General features: G+C 46.8%; 25 protein-coding genes. All 25 read left to right on the forward strand.

Annotated features, from left to right (window positions below; translation table 11 throughout):
• The first annotated feature begins 279 nt into the window (after positions 1–279).
• The 25 genes from BN6628_RS00465 (at position 280) to BN6628_RS00570 (ending at position 14,921) form a co-directional block, all read left to right on the forward strand.
• Entirely contained in the window at positions 280–750 is a 471-nt protein-coding gene (locus BN6628_RS00465) for a hypothetical protein (protein WP_068612736.1), read from the forward strand.
• Positions 751–1,081: 331 nt separating this feature from the next.
• Positions 1,082–1,690: a GNAT family N-acetyltransferase gene (locus BN6628_RS00470; protein ID WP_068612739.1), complete on the forward strand. Its 609-nt coding sequence runs from the start codon at positions 1,082–1,084 to the stop codon at positions 1,688–1,690.
• A 385-nt stretch (positions 1,691–2,075) separates the two neighbouring features.
• Entirely contained in the window at positions 2,076–2,531 is a 456-nt protein-coding gene (locus BN6628_RS00475) for an NUDIX hydrolase (protein ID WP_068612744.1), read from the forward strand.
• Between the two features lie 57 nt (positions 2,532–2,588).
• Complete coding sequence (locus BN6628_RS00480) at positions 2,589–2,831, forward strand: hypothetical protein (protein WP_068612747.1); 243 nt, start codon at positions 2,589–2,591, stop codon at positions 2,829–2,831.
• A gap of 11 nt (positions 2,832–2,842) precedes the next feature.
• A complete protein-coding gene (locus BN6628_RS00485; RefSeq protein ID WP_068612751.1) occupies positions 2,843–3,277 on the forward strand; it encodes a hypothetical protein in 435 nt (144 codons plus the stop codon).
• Between the two features lies 1 nt (position 3,278).
• Positions 3,279–3,734, forward strand: a complete 456-nt coding sequence (locus tag BN6628_RS00490; protein WP_068612755.1) for a DinB family protein — start codon at positions 3,279–3,281, stop codon at positions 3,732–3,734.
• 292 nt (positions 3,735–4,026) lie between these two features.
• Positions 4,027–4,167, forward strand: coding sequence for a hypothetical protein (locus BN6628_RS26265; RefSeq protein WP_162272643.1), 141 nt, complete (start codon positions 4,027–4,029; stop codon positions 4,165–4,167).
• 319 nt (positions 4,168–4,486) lie between these two features.
• Positions 4,487–4,639, forward strand: coding sequence for an aminoglycoside 6-adenylyltransferase (locus tag BN6628_RS25980; protein ID WP_235847543.1), 153 nt, complete (start codon positions 4,487–4,489; stop codon positions 4,637–4,639).
• 112 nt (positions 4,640–4,751) lie between these two features.
• A complete protein-coding gene (locus BN6628_RS00495) occupies positions 4,752–5,249 on the forward strand; it encodes a GNAT family N-acetyltransferase (protein ID WP_068612758.1) in 498 nt (165 codons plus the stop codon).
• Between the two features lie 76 nt (positions 5,250–5,325).
• Positions 5,326–5,544 (forward strand): hypothetical protein, encoded by a 219-nt coding sequence (locus tag BN6628_RS26875; protein ID WP_316245778.1) that lies wholly within the window; start codon positions 5,326–5,328, stop codon positions 5,542–5,544.
• Entirely contained in the window at positions 5,541–6,098 is a 558-nt protein-coding gene (locus BN6628_RS00500; protein ID WP_316245779.1) for a hypothetical protein, read from the forward strand. The genes BN6628_RS26875 and BN6628_RS00500 overlap by 4 nt, the downstream gene beginning before the upstream one ends.
• A 56-nt stretch (positions 6,099–6,154) precedes the next feature.
• Positions 6,155–6,550 (forward strand): glyoxalase superfamily protein, encoded by a 396-nt coding sequence (locus tag BN6628_RS00505; RefSeq protein WP_068612761.1) that lies wholly within the window; start codon positions 6,155–6,157, stop codon positions 6,548–6,550.
• Complete coding sequence (locus BN6628_RS26880; protein WP_316245780.1) at positions 6,543–6,677, forward strand: helix-hairpin-helix domain-containing protein; 135 nt, start codon at positions 6,543–6,545, stop codon at positions 6,675–6,677. The genes BN6628_RS00505 and BN6628_RS26880 overlap by 8 nt, the downstream gene beginning before the upstream one ends.
• A 275-nt stretch (positions 6,678–6,952) precedes the next feature.
• Positions 6,953–7,318 (forward strand): VOC family protein, encoded by a 366-nt coding sequence (locus BN6628_RS00515; protein WP_068612764.1) that lies wholly within the window; start codon positions 6,953–6,955, stop codon positions 7,316–7,318.
• 248 nt (positions 7,319–7,566) lie between these two features.
• On the forward strand, positions 7,567–8,022 hold the full coding sequence (locus BN6628_RS00520) for an NUDIX domain-containing protein (protein ID WP_068612767.1): 456 nt from the start codon (positions 7,567–7,569) through the stop codon (positions 8,020–8,022).
• A 118-nt stretch (positions 8,023–8,140) separates the two neighbouring features.
• Complete coding sequence (locus BN6628_RS00525) at positions 8,141–8,872, forward strand: metallophosphoesterase family protein (RefSeq protein ID WP_068612770.1); 732 nt, start codon at positions 8,141–8,143, stop codon at positions 8,870–8,872.
• 334 nt (positions 8,873–9,206) lie between these two features.
• Positions 9,207–9,698: a GNAT family N-acetyltransferase gene (locus BN6628_RS00530; protein ID WP_068612776.1), complete on the forward strand. Its 492-nt coding sequence runs from the start codon at positions 9,207–9,209 to the stop codon at positions 9,696–9,698.
• Between the two features lie 74 nt (positions 9,699–9,772).
• On the forward strand, positions 9,773–10,192 hold the full coding sequence (locus BN6628_RS00535; RefSeq protein WP_068612779.1) for an SRPBCC family protein: 420 nt from the start codon (positions 9,773–9,775) through the stop codon (positions 10,190–10,192).
• Positions 10,182–10,835 carry an NUDIX hydrolase gene (locus tag BN6628_RS00540; RefSeq protein ID WP_068612781.1) on the forward strand — a complete coding sequence of 218 codons (654 nt, stop codon included), beginning with the start codon at positions 10,182–10,184 and terminating at the stop codon, positions 10,833–10,835. Before BN6628_RS00535 ends, BN6628_RS00540 begins: the two co-directional genes overlap by 11 nt.
• Positions 10,836–10,982: 147 nt before the next feature.
• A complete protein-coding gene (locus BN6628_RS00545; RefSeq protein WP_068612784.1) occupies positions 10,983–11,567 on the forward strand; it encodes a hypothetical protein in 585 nt (194 codons plus the stop codon).
• 117 nt (positions 11,568–11,684) lie between these two features.
• Positions 11,685–12,422, forward strand: a complete 738-nt coding sequence (locus tag BN6628_RS00550; protein WP_068612788.1) for a PepSY domain-containing protein — start codon at positions 11,685–11,687, stop codon at positions 12,420–12,422.
• A gap of 99 nt (positions 12,423–12,521) precedes the next feature.
• Positions 12,522–12,995: a hypothetical protein gene (locus BN6628_RS00555; RefSeq protein WP_068612791.1), complete on the forward strand. Its 474-nt coding sequence runs from the start codon at positions 12,522–12,524 to the stop codon at positions 12,993–12,995.
• 93 nt (positions 12,996–13,088) lie between these two features.
• Positions 13,089–13,661, forward strand: a complete 573-nt coding sequence (locus BN6628_RS00560; protein ID WP_068612794.1) for a DUF4269 domain-containing protein — start codon at positions 13,089–13,091, stop codon at positions 13,659–13,661.
• A gap of 25 nt (positions 13,662–13,686) precedes the next feature.
• On the forward strand, positions 13,687–14,016 hold the full coding sequence (locus tag BN6628_RS00565) for a low molecular weight protein tyrosine phosphatase family protein (RefSeq protein ID WP_187386155.1): 330 nt from the start codon (positions 13,687–13,689) through the stop codon (positions 14,014–14,016).
• 161 nt (positions 14,017–14,177) lie between these two features.
• Positions 14,178–14,921 (forward strand): YdcF family protein, encoded by a 744-nt coding sequence (locus tag BN6628_RS00570; RefSeq protein WP_204249252.1) that lies wholly within the window; start codon positions 14,178–14,180, stop codon positions 14,919–14,921.
• Positions 14,922–14,987: the final 66 nt, after the last annotated feature.

The following is a 14,987-nucleotide window of genomic DNA, read 5'->3' on the forward strand; positions in this document are numbered from 1 at the left end:
TTAGATATAATTACTTTGTAAGCGATGATTCTTATACAAATTATCATTTTGTAGCAGGTAATGGTTATAAGGAACAATCAGGTGTTACTTATTTTGGTATCAAAGATCCTGACAATGGGCAGTATATAACACTCATACAGTCTGGCTGAACTGGGCTAATAATGTAAATGATTTTGGCATGATACTTACTATTCCACAGACATAAGTAATTTTATTCTCTCCGCTATTTAGTCGAGCGTAATGATTAGATAGCGGGAGAATCTAGTGAGGTATGGTGTTATGTATAAAAAAGAAGTTGTCTATATTGCATTACTTATGATTAATATTCTATTTATAATTCTTGTGGATATTACTACATTTAAAGTAAGACCAGATCGTGGTATATCAGCAAATGGTAACCCCGGAATTATAGTGTTAACCTTTGGAGTAGCATTTTTCTTAATACTAGTTATCCTTACTTATTTAGAAATTTATAGAATGTTGGAGAGAACAGACAAACCTAAAATAATATTAATACCTGTTCTTTCCTTAGTTTTTCTAACTCTAGTTATAATAGGGGAAGTTACTAAGGTTAATTTATTGAGAGAAAAATTAAGAGGACTTACAAATGATGAAGACTCAGCAGTTTATCATTTTGGCTGGATTAACCAATACACAAATACCTTATTTTTCAATCAATACATTTTGATTGCTGGCATTAGTCTATCAGTATTTCTTGCGTGGGTAATATATAGTTATAGAAACAAATAACAAAGGATTTTTTAAAAGTGAGCATATTGTTACATATAGAGAGAATAGGGAAATCAATTGAACAAGGCATTAAATCACTATAAAGTTAGGCTGAATTAATTAGTCTAGCTTTTCTTTTTTGGATCTTTTAATACAACTGGCATAAGGCAATTTACTCATGTGAAGAAATTACCACTTAGGATGATGCGGTTACAGTTTGAAATGAAATGTAAACCACCAACTTTTTTCGAAATAGATACTGGGCGCTTAATTCTAATGCATCTCTACGATTTGGACTACGTGCAATAAAAACCCGACGATTTGACAATAAAACCTTAAAGGATGTGTCACCATGCCCCGGCTGCTTGGAAATCGAATTATTTTGAGAGAATATCAGAAGGAAGATTTAGATTCAATGAGACAGTGGTGCAACGACCCGGAAATCGTTGATAACTTATCAGATGTTTTCTTATTCCCACATACCGTAAATGGAACAGAACAATATTTGAATTCATTACTTGAGGGAACAACAGAGCAGAAAGGATTTGTAATTGCTCTAAAAGATACTGAAGAATATATAGGTCAAATTGATTTATTCAGATTAGATTGGAAGAATAGATCGGCCGAGCTTGGGATCGTGATTGGAATTAAGAAATATCTCGGCAAGGGATACGGTACTGAAGCAATAAAAGTACTGCAAGAGTTTGTATTTAACAGATTAAATTTAAATCGATTGCAGTTGCAAGTTCACGATTTCAATGAAAGAGCGTATAGATGCTACGTAAAGTGCGGGTTTAAGGAAGAAGGAAGATTGAGGGAGAGGAATTTTATTCATGGACGTTATTCAGATACGATTTACATGAGCATTCTAAAAAGAGAGTATGAAGAAATAACCTCCTCCCGTGATAGCCTATCTAATAAGATGCAACAGGATAATGATTACACCCAAAAGTATGATTAAGATGCCGAGTACCCAACGATGGAACGATGAGTGGGAATCTTTGGTAGAGCCTTTTTTTATGATCGTAAATACCTCAGCAGCAATGATAAGAATGCCAGCAATTATTGAACTCACTTTGATCATCTCCTTTACTTAAGAAACGCAGGAAATAACAAATAGTTCGTGTGCAAAGCAGGAATATGAGGCTGTCTTCATAAACTAGCTGCTTATATTCGGTGGCCAAGAACTTTCTGGAGCTTAACTGGCTAATTGGAATAATTACTTCCAACTTCTACGCCCATTCAAGCGTTCTCATAAGAGACATACCAATGATCCCCGGTTCATTATTTAGAAAAGGTTGTGTTCCATATATATAGAAGACAACCAACAATTAGGAGGAAATTTAGTGGGATACATCATGGATCTAAGGGAACAGGTTGGTTCGAGGCCCTTGATTATGCCGGGTTCATGCGTGCTAGTCTTCAACAAAGAGGGTCAATTATTGCTCCAAAAGCGGACAGACAGCCTAGACTGGGGAACTATTGGAGGTTCCATGGAACCGGGGGAATCATTCGAGGATACCGCCAGAAGGGAACTACTTGAAGAGGCTGGATTAACAGTGAATGCGCTTACTTTTATTAATATCTTTTCAGGACAAGACATGTACTACAAATACCCTAACGGAGACGAGGTTTATAATGTTATCGCAATGTTCGAGGTGCGTGATGTGGAAGATGAGCCTAGGATCAATGATCATGAAAGCCTTGAGCTCGGGTACTTCTCTCTGGATGAGCCGATCTCGGATTTGAACCCATTTTCAGAGCTTTACCTAAGAAAAGCGGGGTACATAAAGCTCTGGTAGCTGTTATACCCTTGGACCAACCATATCACCTTCAGGGAGGAGCGAGAAACCTACTACATGGGCAATAACTTTTACAAAATATTAGGTTCCATATTTATGGCGGTAAGTGCAATTTTGTACACGATTGAGCGAATTACGGCAAGTATATCCTGGTCGCTGATTGCTGCGGCTCATGCGTCCCATGGAAGCATCTTTAATGTTCCCCTGAAGTACCCTGGTCTTTTCGACAACTTCTTCGTATGGTTCCTATTCTTAATTGGATTTGTAATTCTGGCATACGGGTTCCCTAGGAAGGGCTAGGGGTTATTAAGATGACAAGCTCTCTTAAAACAAAATTTGCCGCAGCATTCCTAACTCCGATTATATTTTCGCTAATGGCAGGTTTATATTTTGCGAATGAAACGTATGACTTCAGCTTCTATTTTAAGGGGGGTCTGATCTATAGCTCCTTACCTATTCTTCTTATAGGGCTGTCCTTTTCTGTCGCAATGGGAGCATTGTATAACCGTCTCTATATTAGAAGCAAGGCGCTGCAACTAATTACTGTACTCCTTGCTTATGCTGCCGCCGGATTCCTTGGAACGTGTATATATTGTGCTGCTGTAACGTTACCTGGTGGTGTGGATTGGAATTGGGAGGGCGTAAGGTCTCTTTCGGCATTTGGAATTACGGCATCTCTATTATTTGCAACTATGGAATACATGCTTAGTCTGTTATCTATATTAAAAAGAAAGCGAGGCAAATAGCATGACTCTAAAAGATGATTTGCTGGTGGAATTTGAGGAATGGTCGGGCTTTGTGGACCGGATTGCCCATCAAGATTGGAATGTGTCCCTGGGAGAGGGGAAGTGGACCATTCATGATGTGGTGTGTCACATCTACCTGTGGGATAAATATTTTCTGGAGGAAGCAATCAAGCCTATATCCGAGGGCCAGCCTCTGACCTTACGTCACTTGGATTACAACGAGTTCAACCGCAAGGCAGTGGAGGCAGGCAGCAAGCTCACCAAGCCAGAGCTTATTGAGCTGACCAGACAGTTCAGATCATCTATTGTGACTGAAATTAGGGATCAGGAGCCCTCCAAATTCACAGAGGAATATGTGGATGCGGATGGAAACAAGTTCAGCGTGGAGAGCTATTTAAAAGATTTCATTTGGCATGACAGGCATCATATGAAGCAGATTGAGGATCTTAAGGAGTGATAGCAGTTGGGAAGTTTGGCCGTGGAGCCATTTATATTTTTAGGATGCGCCATCCTGTTCTTTCTTCCTATTATGTTTAGGAAATATCTGGAGTACGTGCAGATACTGGCTGGCTTCGCGGTAGTCTCTGGATTAATGATCATTCATGATGAAGTTCAACAAGGATCATGTTTGCATTAGCTCTCGTGTGGGTGTTTGGCTCGATAAGTGCGCTAAGTATAAACCAAAGGAAAAATAATACCTCCCACTAGAAAGGCTGGTTCAAATGAATGAGTCTATAAGAGTACTTGAGATGATGCCGTTGATTATGCTTGGTCTGTATTTGGTTCTGATCGTGGCTGGAATTTATGCGATTTTTTTATTTATTGCGCTTGCCAAGCGGGGGATACGGGCCCTTGATATTTATCTTGACGAAAAGACAAATCAAAAATAGGCGTATAGTCTTACAATTACCTAAAGCTTAGGAATTTGGGGAGGTACGGAATGAGAAGCGCAGAAATGGTATAGACAGGACGGGATTAACCACACATACCTTGCTTAAATATGCTGTAGATTTTTAGAACAAGCGCTAGTCCTTACATCATAACCAAAAAAAGTCACGAGATTAGATGCCCCAGCCTAAGATAGAAGTTATCTATGGAAGGGGCTATTTTACTTCTAAGGGAGGATTATAGCAGGCCAGGAAAGAAGATAGTGGATACAGAAGTTCGGGGATCTGCTCGTGGCTCAGGAGCCGGACCGTAAGGATCAGGTTGCCGGATGAGCTGCCTTACGCCAAGCTGATTTTTGAGCATACGAGCTGGGCCTCGCTGGATCAAATGGTTAACTGGTGGATCGGTATCCGGAATGATTTCCTTGTTTATGACCACGGATTTATTCCGGAGCTGGCTGCTGAGGTGCCTTAGCATTTTGGATATGTCTATCCTGCTCAAGAGGCTGCAAGGATGACGGAATATCTTCAGCATATCCGGCAGCTGCCTGCGAATACGGTTGAGGTTTATTGAAGGGAGCGACCCCATGGTTCATATTAGAAGTGTGGAACTAGAAGATGCTAAGGCGTTCTGGGCACTCCGGCTGGAGGCTTTGAAATCGAATCCAGAAGCGTTCGGAGCCTCCTATGAGGATGCTGTCCAGCTGTCCGAGTCTGAAATTCAACAGAGAATAGCGGGCAGTCTTATCGTAGGAGCATTCAATGACCAAGATCAGCTGGTAGGGATGGTTGGTTTCAAAAGAGAGCAGGGCATGAAGCTCCGGCACAAAGGAATGATCTGGGGTGTATATGTGTCGCTGGACTACCGGGGCCAGGGACTTGCCACGGCGCTATTCAAGGAGCTGTTTGATAGAATCAGCGGGCTGGAAGGTTTACAGCAAGTTAATCTGGCCGTCGTTACTACGAATGCTGCGGCCATCAGGCTGTACAGAAATTTTGGATTTGTTACGTATGGGATCGAGAAGAATGCTCTAATGTATGAGGGACAAGGATATGATGAGGAGCTCATGACTTATTTCTTTTAAAACACTGAAGTAGAAAACCACCTGCATTCGTACGCTGTATGCGACCTATCTACCTAACATGAGGGGTGAGACGCAAATGCTTCACATTCGATCTTCACTGGATTTGATTCAGGAGATAGAACAATCCGAGATCCGTTATATGTCAGACCGGATGTCCGCTATACAAGACAGACCTGGTAACCCGGAAGGCATTGAGATTCAACAATTCGGCCAGGCCATCTGCTACTACAGCCGAAGCATGCCTTGGGGCAGTTTTAATACGGTAAAAGGAATAACGGGGCGGATGCAGAGTTGATCGATCCGATCCTGGAATTCTACCAGGCCCGGGAACGCAACATCCAGCTCGAGATTGTCCCGGGCCTGGCGGATCAAGAGATTCTAAAGCGTTTGCATGATCATGGACTATACCCTGCGGGATATCACACCTCTTTATATATGAACCCGGCGGATTTGACGGGGCCGCCCGAGAACCCGCGTATCCGGGTGCAGGAACTGAAGGAAGATCAATATGATCTTTACGCAGCCATTCACTGCCGCAGCTTTGGGCTGCCCGAGGAAGGCATTCCGCCTGTGGCAGCCAACAATAAAGTGCTGTATCCCCGGCCGGGCTGGAAATTTTATTTGGCTTATATGGACGACATTCCCGCCGCAGCGGGAGTTATGTATATAAAGGGGGACGTGGCCTCCCTTACTTTGGCTGCAACCTTGCCGGAGTTCAGAAATTTGGGGCTGCAGGGGAGCCTGCTAAGAACCAGGATTATGGAAGCTGCCGCAGCAGCTGCAGACTTGTGGTGGGCCAATGCGCTTTCTTGTCCCAAAGCCACCGGAATATGGAGCAGGCAGGCATGAAGGTAGGATACATCAGAACCACATGGATCAAAAGATAACAAGGAGGTATTTTAAAAATGGCTTTGAATTCTATCATCCCTGTTCTCCGGATATTCGACGAGGAGAAGGCTCTGCAATTCTACATAGATTTTCTGGGCTTCACCTTGGATTGGAAATATGCGTATGAGCCGGGGTTCCCGCAGTACATGCAGATTTCTAAGGATGGCATTGAGCTGCATCTGAGTGAGCACCATGGGGACGGTTGTCCTGGCGCCGCGTTAAGGATTGAGGTGGATGATATCAAGACATTTCAACAACACCTTGTCGAAAAGGAATACAAGTATGCGAAGCCCGACTTGGAATCCACTCCGTGGCAGGCCTTAGAGTGCCGTGTAACGGACCCGTTTGGGAACCGTCTAATATTTTATGAGGATCAATACGAAGAAGAGGCGGGGGCTGAATCGTATGAATGAGAATAAAGCACCTGTGTCCAATGATCTCCCGGCAGGCTTGGCCAAGCCTGCTGTTAGGGCGCTCACCAGTGCGGGACTGCTGAACCTTGAGCAGATCAGCAGAATAAGCGAGAATGAAATTAAGTAGCTGCACGGAATCGGGCCTAATGCTATGAAGCTGATCCGTGCCGCTCTAGAGAAGAAGGGGCTTACCTTTTCCGGGGACAAGTGAGCTTGGACAAAAAGGCTATATAAGTTGAACTTAAGAATTACCATTAGGCAAAAGTGTGAAGTAAGACGATTCCCCATTAGTTCAGTCTATATAGCATAATAGATAGACATCATATGTGATGAGGGGTCATCGCTAATAACCCTTAGGATGTATGCCGGTACTGCTCAAAGCCAGTTTTAGGGGTGAGAAGAATGAAGGTTAAGCGGATTGTTGCCAATATTTCAGCGAACGGGGAGGAGCTTGCCGCTGCCCAGAGCTTTTACGGGAATGTGCTCGGACTGGACGTGCTTATGGATCATGGCTGGATCACCACCTATGGTTCAGAGCGAGAGATGAGCATTCAGGTGAACATTGCCACGCAGGGCGGATCGGATACACCCACGCCGGATCTGTCCATTGAGGTAGACGATGTGGATACCGCATACGACCGTATGCAAAGAGCCGGGTTCAAGATCGAGTATGGCCCTGCCAACGAGCCTTGGGGTGTGCGGAGATTCTATGTCCGCGACCCGTTCGGCAAGCTCGTTAATATTGTGGCGCATCAACCGGGGTCATAGAGGCTGTCTGTCAAGGTCTATGGGTCTGCAGTAAAGAAAGTAAAATGATTCCGAAGAAACGGCAGTGGTCGCCTTTGTTTTAGGTTTTCTACCTAAATAGTTTAATCCAGAAACTCTAGAACAACAGCGATCGTAGGAACATTTTACGTACTGCACGTATTGAACTTTTATTCTGTATTTCTCGGCGCATTCGTATTGGTAGTTCATCTATACAGCAAAATTAAACACTATCCCAAGGAGAACGATCTATGAAGCCAATTCGAAATTCGGCAAGAGCCGTTATTGTGGAGCAGGAATGGGTTCTTCTAACCAAGAATCAGGACCATATGGGAGTCTATTATCTGTTTCCTGGCGGGGGTCAGGAGAAGGGCGAAGACCTGCGAGCAGCGGTGATCCGGGAGTGCCTTGAAGAAATTGGGTGCCGTGTTGAAGCCGGGGATCTGATTGCAGTCCGGGAGTATATCGGCCGGAACCATGAGTTCGCAAAATGGGATTCTGACCTGCATCAAGTGGAGTTTTATTTCGGATGCGGCATCGTAGGCGGGGATCAGCCGGCGAATGGGGCAATCCCCGACGACACACAAATTGGCGTGGAATGGATAAACCTTGACCAATTGGGCGATATCCGGGTTTATCCACGCTCGCTGGCAGATCAGCTGAAGAACCATCGGACTGAGCCGCGGTATTTGGGGGATACGAACTGAGAACACGGTCTATTGATTCTGTTCTATCGGGTATACATTTATATGGGGCCCCGGTCCGGGCCGGAGTTCTCAAGACTCCAGCGGTGAGGAGCCTTATCAAGCAGCGGAGGTAGACAAAATGAACAAAATCGCGGTTATATCCGATATACACGGGAATGTACCGGCCCTTAAGGCCGTTTTGGAAGATATACGTCAGCGCGGGGTCAGCGCTATTTACTGTTTGGGAGACTTGATTGGCAAGGGGCCCAGCGGGCATGAGACCGTGGATCTGGTGCGTGAGAACTGTGAACGGGTGGTTCAAGGGAACTGGGATGATTTTATTGGAAAAGAAACCTCGGAACCCGTCCTCAACTGGCATCAGGAGCAGCTCGGCCGGGAACGCCTTGAATATCTGGGCTCACTGCCCTTTTCCATCGAATTTGTGATGAGCGGGCGGTATATCCGGCTGTTCCACGCCTCCCCGAGGAGCCTGTATGAGCGCATTCAGCCTTGGGACAGCTACGAGAGCCGCCTATCGCTGTTCTCGGGGTCAGAATTGTGCAAGGACCCGCGGGATGCCGATGTGGTCGGGTATGGCGATATCCATAATGTCTATCTGCAGCACCTGGAGGGAAGGATGTTGTTCAATACAGGAAGCGTGGGCAACCCTCTTGATATGACTCAAGCTTCGTACGCTATATTAGAGGGGGAATATGGAAGCCGGGAGACCGCCCCGTTCAGCGTTCAGTTGGTTCGCGTCCCTTATGATATCGAGCGGGCCATTCAGGAGGCGGCGGATGTGCAGATGCCGCTGCTGAAGGAGTATGCCCAGGAGCTGAGAACCGCAAGGTATCGGGGACTTTCCAAGTAGAAAACATAGGTGGAAGCATAGCTTTAGATTAAGCGTAGAACGGGTGTTGTTCTGCGCTTTTTTGCTGTTGTTTTGTAGCGGTGGTTCAAAAACAGAACAGTTTATTTGACCTTTGACGACGGACCGGGCGAGTTGATATGGGGGTTAGGCTGCAGATCAGAAATCATGAGCCCGGCGGTTCCCAACGCCGCTGCCCTAGGATGACAGTTATTTACTGGAAGTCTAAAATGGATTAACCTTGTTGTATAAGCATTTCGGCCATAATGTTGATTTTGCACCAGAGCTACACGTTGAGACCTTGGTTTTTCAATCAAGAGCATGAGGGGGGACCTGAATGTCATACCTATTCAAGCCGATGGATGAAGCTGCAGCGGAGCAGATGGCTAAGTGGGTGTATCCGCCGCCCTACGATTTCTATAATTTTGAGTACAGTGAGGAGACGATCGACGAGTTAATGAACGGCGAGTACTGGCATGTTCTCGGCCCAGACGGTCAGACTGCCGGATTCTTCTGCAGCGGGGAGTCCGCAAGGCTTTCTAGCGGATATAAGGCCGGTATATACGAAGATGACACATGTGTTGATATTGGACTTGGACTTAAGCCTTCCCTAACGGGGGCTGGACTTGGGGTTGAATTTGTGGCTGAAGGGTTGGAGTTCATACGGAAGCAAGTCAATCCGAACGGGGTGAGGTTCAGATTAGCCGTGGCGGAGTTTAATCATAGAGCCATCAAGGTATACGAACGCTGCGGGTTTGAGTCGAAACGGACCGTTATCAGTATGGTGAATGGCCAGGAGGTCCCGTTTATTTACATGGAGAGACGTTAGAGAGTCAGCTTGTGCAGGGTAAGGCAACCAACCACCCAGCCAGCAAGTCAGACATCAATATGGGAGGGAAATGAATGAGTGAGCGGATTATAGGGCAGACGGCTTCAAGCGGTTTCCAAGTGGGGGTTAGACGCACGTTTGTGCTTCCGGTTCAGGAGGCTTGGGCGTTGATTGCTTCACCGGAGGGGATGGAGATTTGGCTTGGGGGAATTGATCAGGAACTTGATCTTCACCCCGGCTCTAAGTATCGTACCGATGAGGGAATAACCGGTGAAGTTCGTGTAGTGAACGAGCTTGTTAACCTGCGTTTGACTTGGAAAAAAGAAGCCTGGAGCCATCCCTCCATCTTACAGATTCGGACGATCTCAAAGGGGGAGAACACGACCATCAGCTTCCATCAAGAGAAGCTTCCCGGCATGGAAGCACGGGAAGAAATGAAGCACCGCTGGGAAGATGTGCTGGTCAGACTTGGGGCGGTTATCCATGGCCGATGAAATGCTGGACATCTATGATGCAGAGATGAACCATCTTGGAACGGCGAGCCGTACACAAGCCCATGAGGAAGGGCTGTGGCACCAGACATTCCACTGCTGGGTATTGAACAGGGCAGCCGAAGGAGGTCCTGCTCTGCTGCTTCAGTTAAGACATAAGAACAAGGATACCTATCCGGACATGCTTGACATCTCTTGTGCGGGGCATCTTATGGCAGGTGAGACCGCCCGGGAAGGGGTTCGTGAGCTGGAGGAAGAACTGGGCTTGAAGGTTTCTTTTCAAGAGCTGGTGTACTGCGGGTCTGCGGCCGAAGAGAGTCTGATCTCGGATAAGCTGATCGACCGGGAGTTCAGCCGTGTCTATATCTTGGAATGTGACAAGCCCCTTGATCAATACCGCTGTCAGCTCAGTGAAGTATCAGCCCTGTTCCTCGCTCAGGTCAACGAGCTGGAGGAGCTTCTGGAGGGGCGCCGTGACACTATTCGTTCGGAAGGACGGATCGTGGACATGGATACATCATCTCTGCCCAGCGTTGTCCGGACTATCCGTAGGGAAGACCTTGCTCCCCATTCCCGGGAGTACTACCGGATGTTATTCCAAACCCTGCATCAGCTCATTAATGGGGATGTGGCTGGCGGCATGTGAGCAAGCTGTATTGGGGCTCCTGTAGGTGGAGGCTCCGGGACATCCACTCTGAGCTGGGCGGCCCCTTATGAAGCCAACTGCCAGCCCGATTCTTTAGAAAGAAAATTAGAAGTCAGGTCTCGTTCCTGATCATGAAAAGGTGGTAACATGGGAATTTCCAAGCTAACCGATCCAGATGAAATCGCTGCTCTGGATGTGAACGTCAAATTCTATAATAATGGGCGTGTGGTGGTGGACACGGAGATTACACCGGCCTACTGCTTGGCCTGCCGGAACCAGATTGGAGGGATGTATCATTACACGGGTTCAAGACACGGGAGGGTGGGCTTGATCATATGTGATGTGTGCCGTGCTGAAATCTGGTGTACGGATGATGAAGGGTATAGGCATCAGATCTATATGGGCATAGGCGATTATTTTAACCGGTTCAAACACGCAAAAGAGGAGTTTGATGTCAGCAACCGGAAGCTGACCGTCGACTTCTCCAAGCTGTATCTGTTGAGCGAGCCGGTATTCGCCTCTTTGGCGGACAAGGGATTTGATCTCTCGGGCCTAGATGCATATACCCAGCTTAGCTCTATCGTTGATTACATCCAGGATCAGTATAATCAGGTGATCCCGGACTTGCAGCTGTTTGTGGACGCCAAGTTTAAGCGGGTCCCTCCGGTTGTGCTTGAATGGTATCAGCTTCTTTACACTTTGGAGATCGGGGAGTTCATGTTAATCGAGTGACGGCAAACCGAGGCATGGGGCATCCCATCATGGATATAAGAGAATAACTGAGCGGGCAAAAGCGCTTGTTCAAGTAGAGAACTGTACAATGCATGCAAGAATAGAGGTTTTGAACTTATGAAATCCATTAGAACTATAACCATTATTTCTGGTGTAATCCTTGCTATACCCGTGCTTCTCATCGTCGGATTTTTCGTCTGGTACAGCTACAGCCCGGTCAGTGAGGAGAAGGCGGGAGAGCTGGCGCAAGCCTTCATTCAGGAGAAATACCACGAGAGTGTCACAATCGACAAGGTGTTCATGCATGGCGGATATCTCGCCTATGAGGTCACCGGACATCTTCATGACTCCTACCAAACTGTATTTAGAGTCCTAGTAGATAATAGAAGCGGGGAAGTCGATCCTTTTGAATTCCCGCGTTCCTATACTAACAGCAAAATGTACAACCTTCATGATAAATATAAGGAGGAGCTGCTGGCACAGAACTTCCAGGCCCCTGACCGGATTGATTACAGCTCAGGCTCTGGCAGTTCCTTCTTTGGGGCCTATGGCTGCGCTCACCGTGAAGACTGCATGGTTCAGGAGCTCAGGGTAGCCATCCCCTCCAAGAATCCGGCAGACATGGAGCAGGCGTTCAGAACTCTCTACGAGTGGCAGAAGAAGGTGCCTGAGCGGATTGACAGCATTATGGTAGAGGTACCAATGACCAAGGAGGAGGAAGAGAAGGCCGTGCCGGGCAGCAACCGGTACCACAAATGCCTTCGTCCGGACTCCACCCCTTCGGATCGTTCCACGAGGTATACGCTGGATGAATTTTTGCGGCAAGGGGAGTGCGAGAGTGTAGGGGACTATTAACCAGTTTTGGTAATGTCCTGGTGTTGCCGCTGAAAAGCTTGTCGGCAGATATTCAGCAGATGTCCAGTAGGTGAAAACCATTGTGTTAGGAGATACAACATGAAGCTGATGCCTGAGTATGCACAAACAATTATTGTGGGAGTGACATTTCACGGAACATGGGGCTGGTATGTCTCGGAGAGGGAGTATTGGTTCCTGAACGTGGAGATGGAAGACCGTTTCGGCATTAAAGTGCTGGACGAAACAACGGCGGAGCAATTCTTGAATCGGATCGATGACTGCCGTGTAACTTCCCTTGAACTATCACAGACTCTGGAGGCGTTGAGGGAGGCTTTTGCCAGCTTTGATGAAGTGCTTGAGTTTATCCCAGCGATTTATGTAAATTTTGATGAAAGGCTGCTCTGCTCCCAGTTCCCAGAACCCATGTCCTTTGAGCACTACATTCCTGAAGGCTGGACTGGGCTGTACCAGGATTTCATGGAGAGGGTCCCGAAGGCCCAGCGCTACTGGCTCCTGGGAGGAGCTGATTTCTTCAATGAAATGTGGAATAAGCTCAAAGACGCCCGGCCCTGAATTAACACGAAGGTGCAGGGTCACGGGATGTGCTGCTCATTGAATGTACTGTGTACACACATCTATATACTTTGAGCAAAGGGGGTATCTAACGTGAATCGGGCGGAGCCTATCAACTGGCTAAATCTAGATTATCTGCGGCAGGGTGGCGAGAATCAGAGACAAGTATATGAAATCCTGCAGACTGGCCGATTTCTTAAAATTTTGGAAGAGTATACTCCTATTCTAGTCGGCACGATTCCGCTAGGGATCGAGGTGGATGGCAGTGATCTGGATATCATTTGCGAGATATATGACCTTGACCGGTTTGAACAAGAGCTGATGGAGAGCTTTCAGCATTACCACGGATTTACTCTGTCTAGAAGATCGGTGAACGGACTTAAGCGGATAAAAGCAAACTTTCAAGTGGAGGCTTGGCCTGTAGAGATTTTTGGGCAGCCTGTGCCTACCAGGCAGCAGAATGGATATAAGCACATGCTTATTGAGCACCGGATGCTGCGGCTATACGGGGAGGACTTTAAGCAAGATGTGATAAGATTGAAGGCTGGGGGAGTTAAGACGGAACCCGCTTTTGCTGAGCTGCTGGGTCTATCCGGCGACCCTTATCAAGCCCTGCTGGAGTTGTTCGATTCAAGTGATCAGGAGCTGAAAGATCTCTTCCTCTAATTTCTACTCATTGGAGTTGATTGGAATTAAGCTTTTATTTGTTTGCAGTCGCAATAAGTGGAGAAGCCTGACAGCTGAGAAAATATTTAGCCGGCATGATCAGTATCAGGTCAGATCGGCGGGCACGGAAGAGAGTGCAAGAATCAGAGTGACGGCTGGTCACATTGGATGGGCTGATCTTATTTTTGTCATGGAGAAAAAGCATGCCCGTAGGCTTCAAGAGAAATTTGGGGCAGAGCTTTACGGCAAAAAAGTCATCCGATTGGATATTCCTGACGAGTACCCATTCATGGATGAAGAGCTCGTGGAGATTTTGAAATCGAGAGTTTCTGAATATATTGAACTACCGGAGTGAATTAATGAAGCTTTAGCTATCTAATCCTATGGAATTACCTCTTTTGCATCGAGGGGTGTATAATATTGGAAGTGACTATAAGACCCAGCCTAGGATGACCAATCAGGCTGGGTCGTGTGCTATCGTAGAGCAGAATGAACACGGTGTGGAGGGGAATAAGGATGAAATTTTGGCCTGAAGATGCGCGTCCGAACTTGTACATCGAGGTTCCCCTTGCGGTCGTCTGTCTGATCCTTGCCGTACTGTTCAGAGAGAACTTCACTGCCGCGTTTATCTGTGTGGCTGCCCTAATTGTGTTGGTCGTGCGGATGATAGATTGGAAGCGGCATGTGATTCTGCGGAGGGCAGTGACCGCATCAGCGGTACTCGTGGCGGTTTCTTTTCTAGTCGTGGAAGCTTTCGTTTTTTCTGGGTTTGGGACACATGACGAGCCTGCGGGAGGAGTGGATTATGTGATTATCTTAGGTTCAGGGCTGAAGGGAACGGAGTTGTCGTTAACGCTGAAGCAGCGTCTGGATGCCAGTCTACCCTATCTGAACCAGCATAAGGCCGTCCCGGTGATTGTATCGGGCGGAAGGGGACCGGGGGAGGACATCACGGAAGCGGAGGCCATGAAGAGGTATTTGGTGGATAGGGGAATATCCGAAGAACGCATTCTGCTGGAAGACCGCTCTACCAGCACCAAGGAGAATCTATTGTTCTCCAAAACGATCATCCAGGGCCGGGGCGGGAAGAGCCTTAAGATTCTGATTGTGACTAGTGATTTTCACATGTTCAGAGCGAAGTATATCGCAAGATCGTTAGGGTACAACGAGGTATACGGCTTGGCTGGAGAGTCCCCGCTATATTTAAAGCCGATGAATTTGATTCGGGAGTATCTTGCTGTTATCAAAGCCTTACTGTAACTAGGCGGTGAAGCACAATGGATTCGGCGGCGTACAAGAAATTATACATACATTATGGAATGGTGG

Source organism: Paenibacillus tuaregi, assembly GCF_900086655.1.
Lineage (GTDB): Bacteria > Bacillota > Bacilli > Paenibacillales > Paenibacillaceae > Fontibacillus > Fontibacillus tuaregi.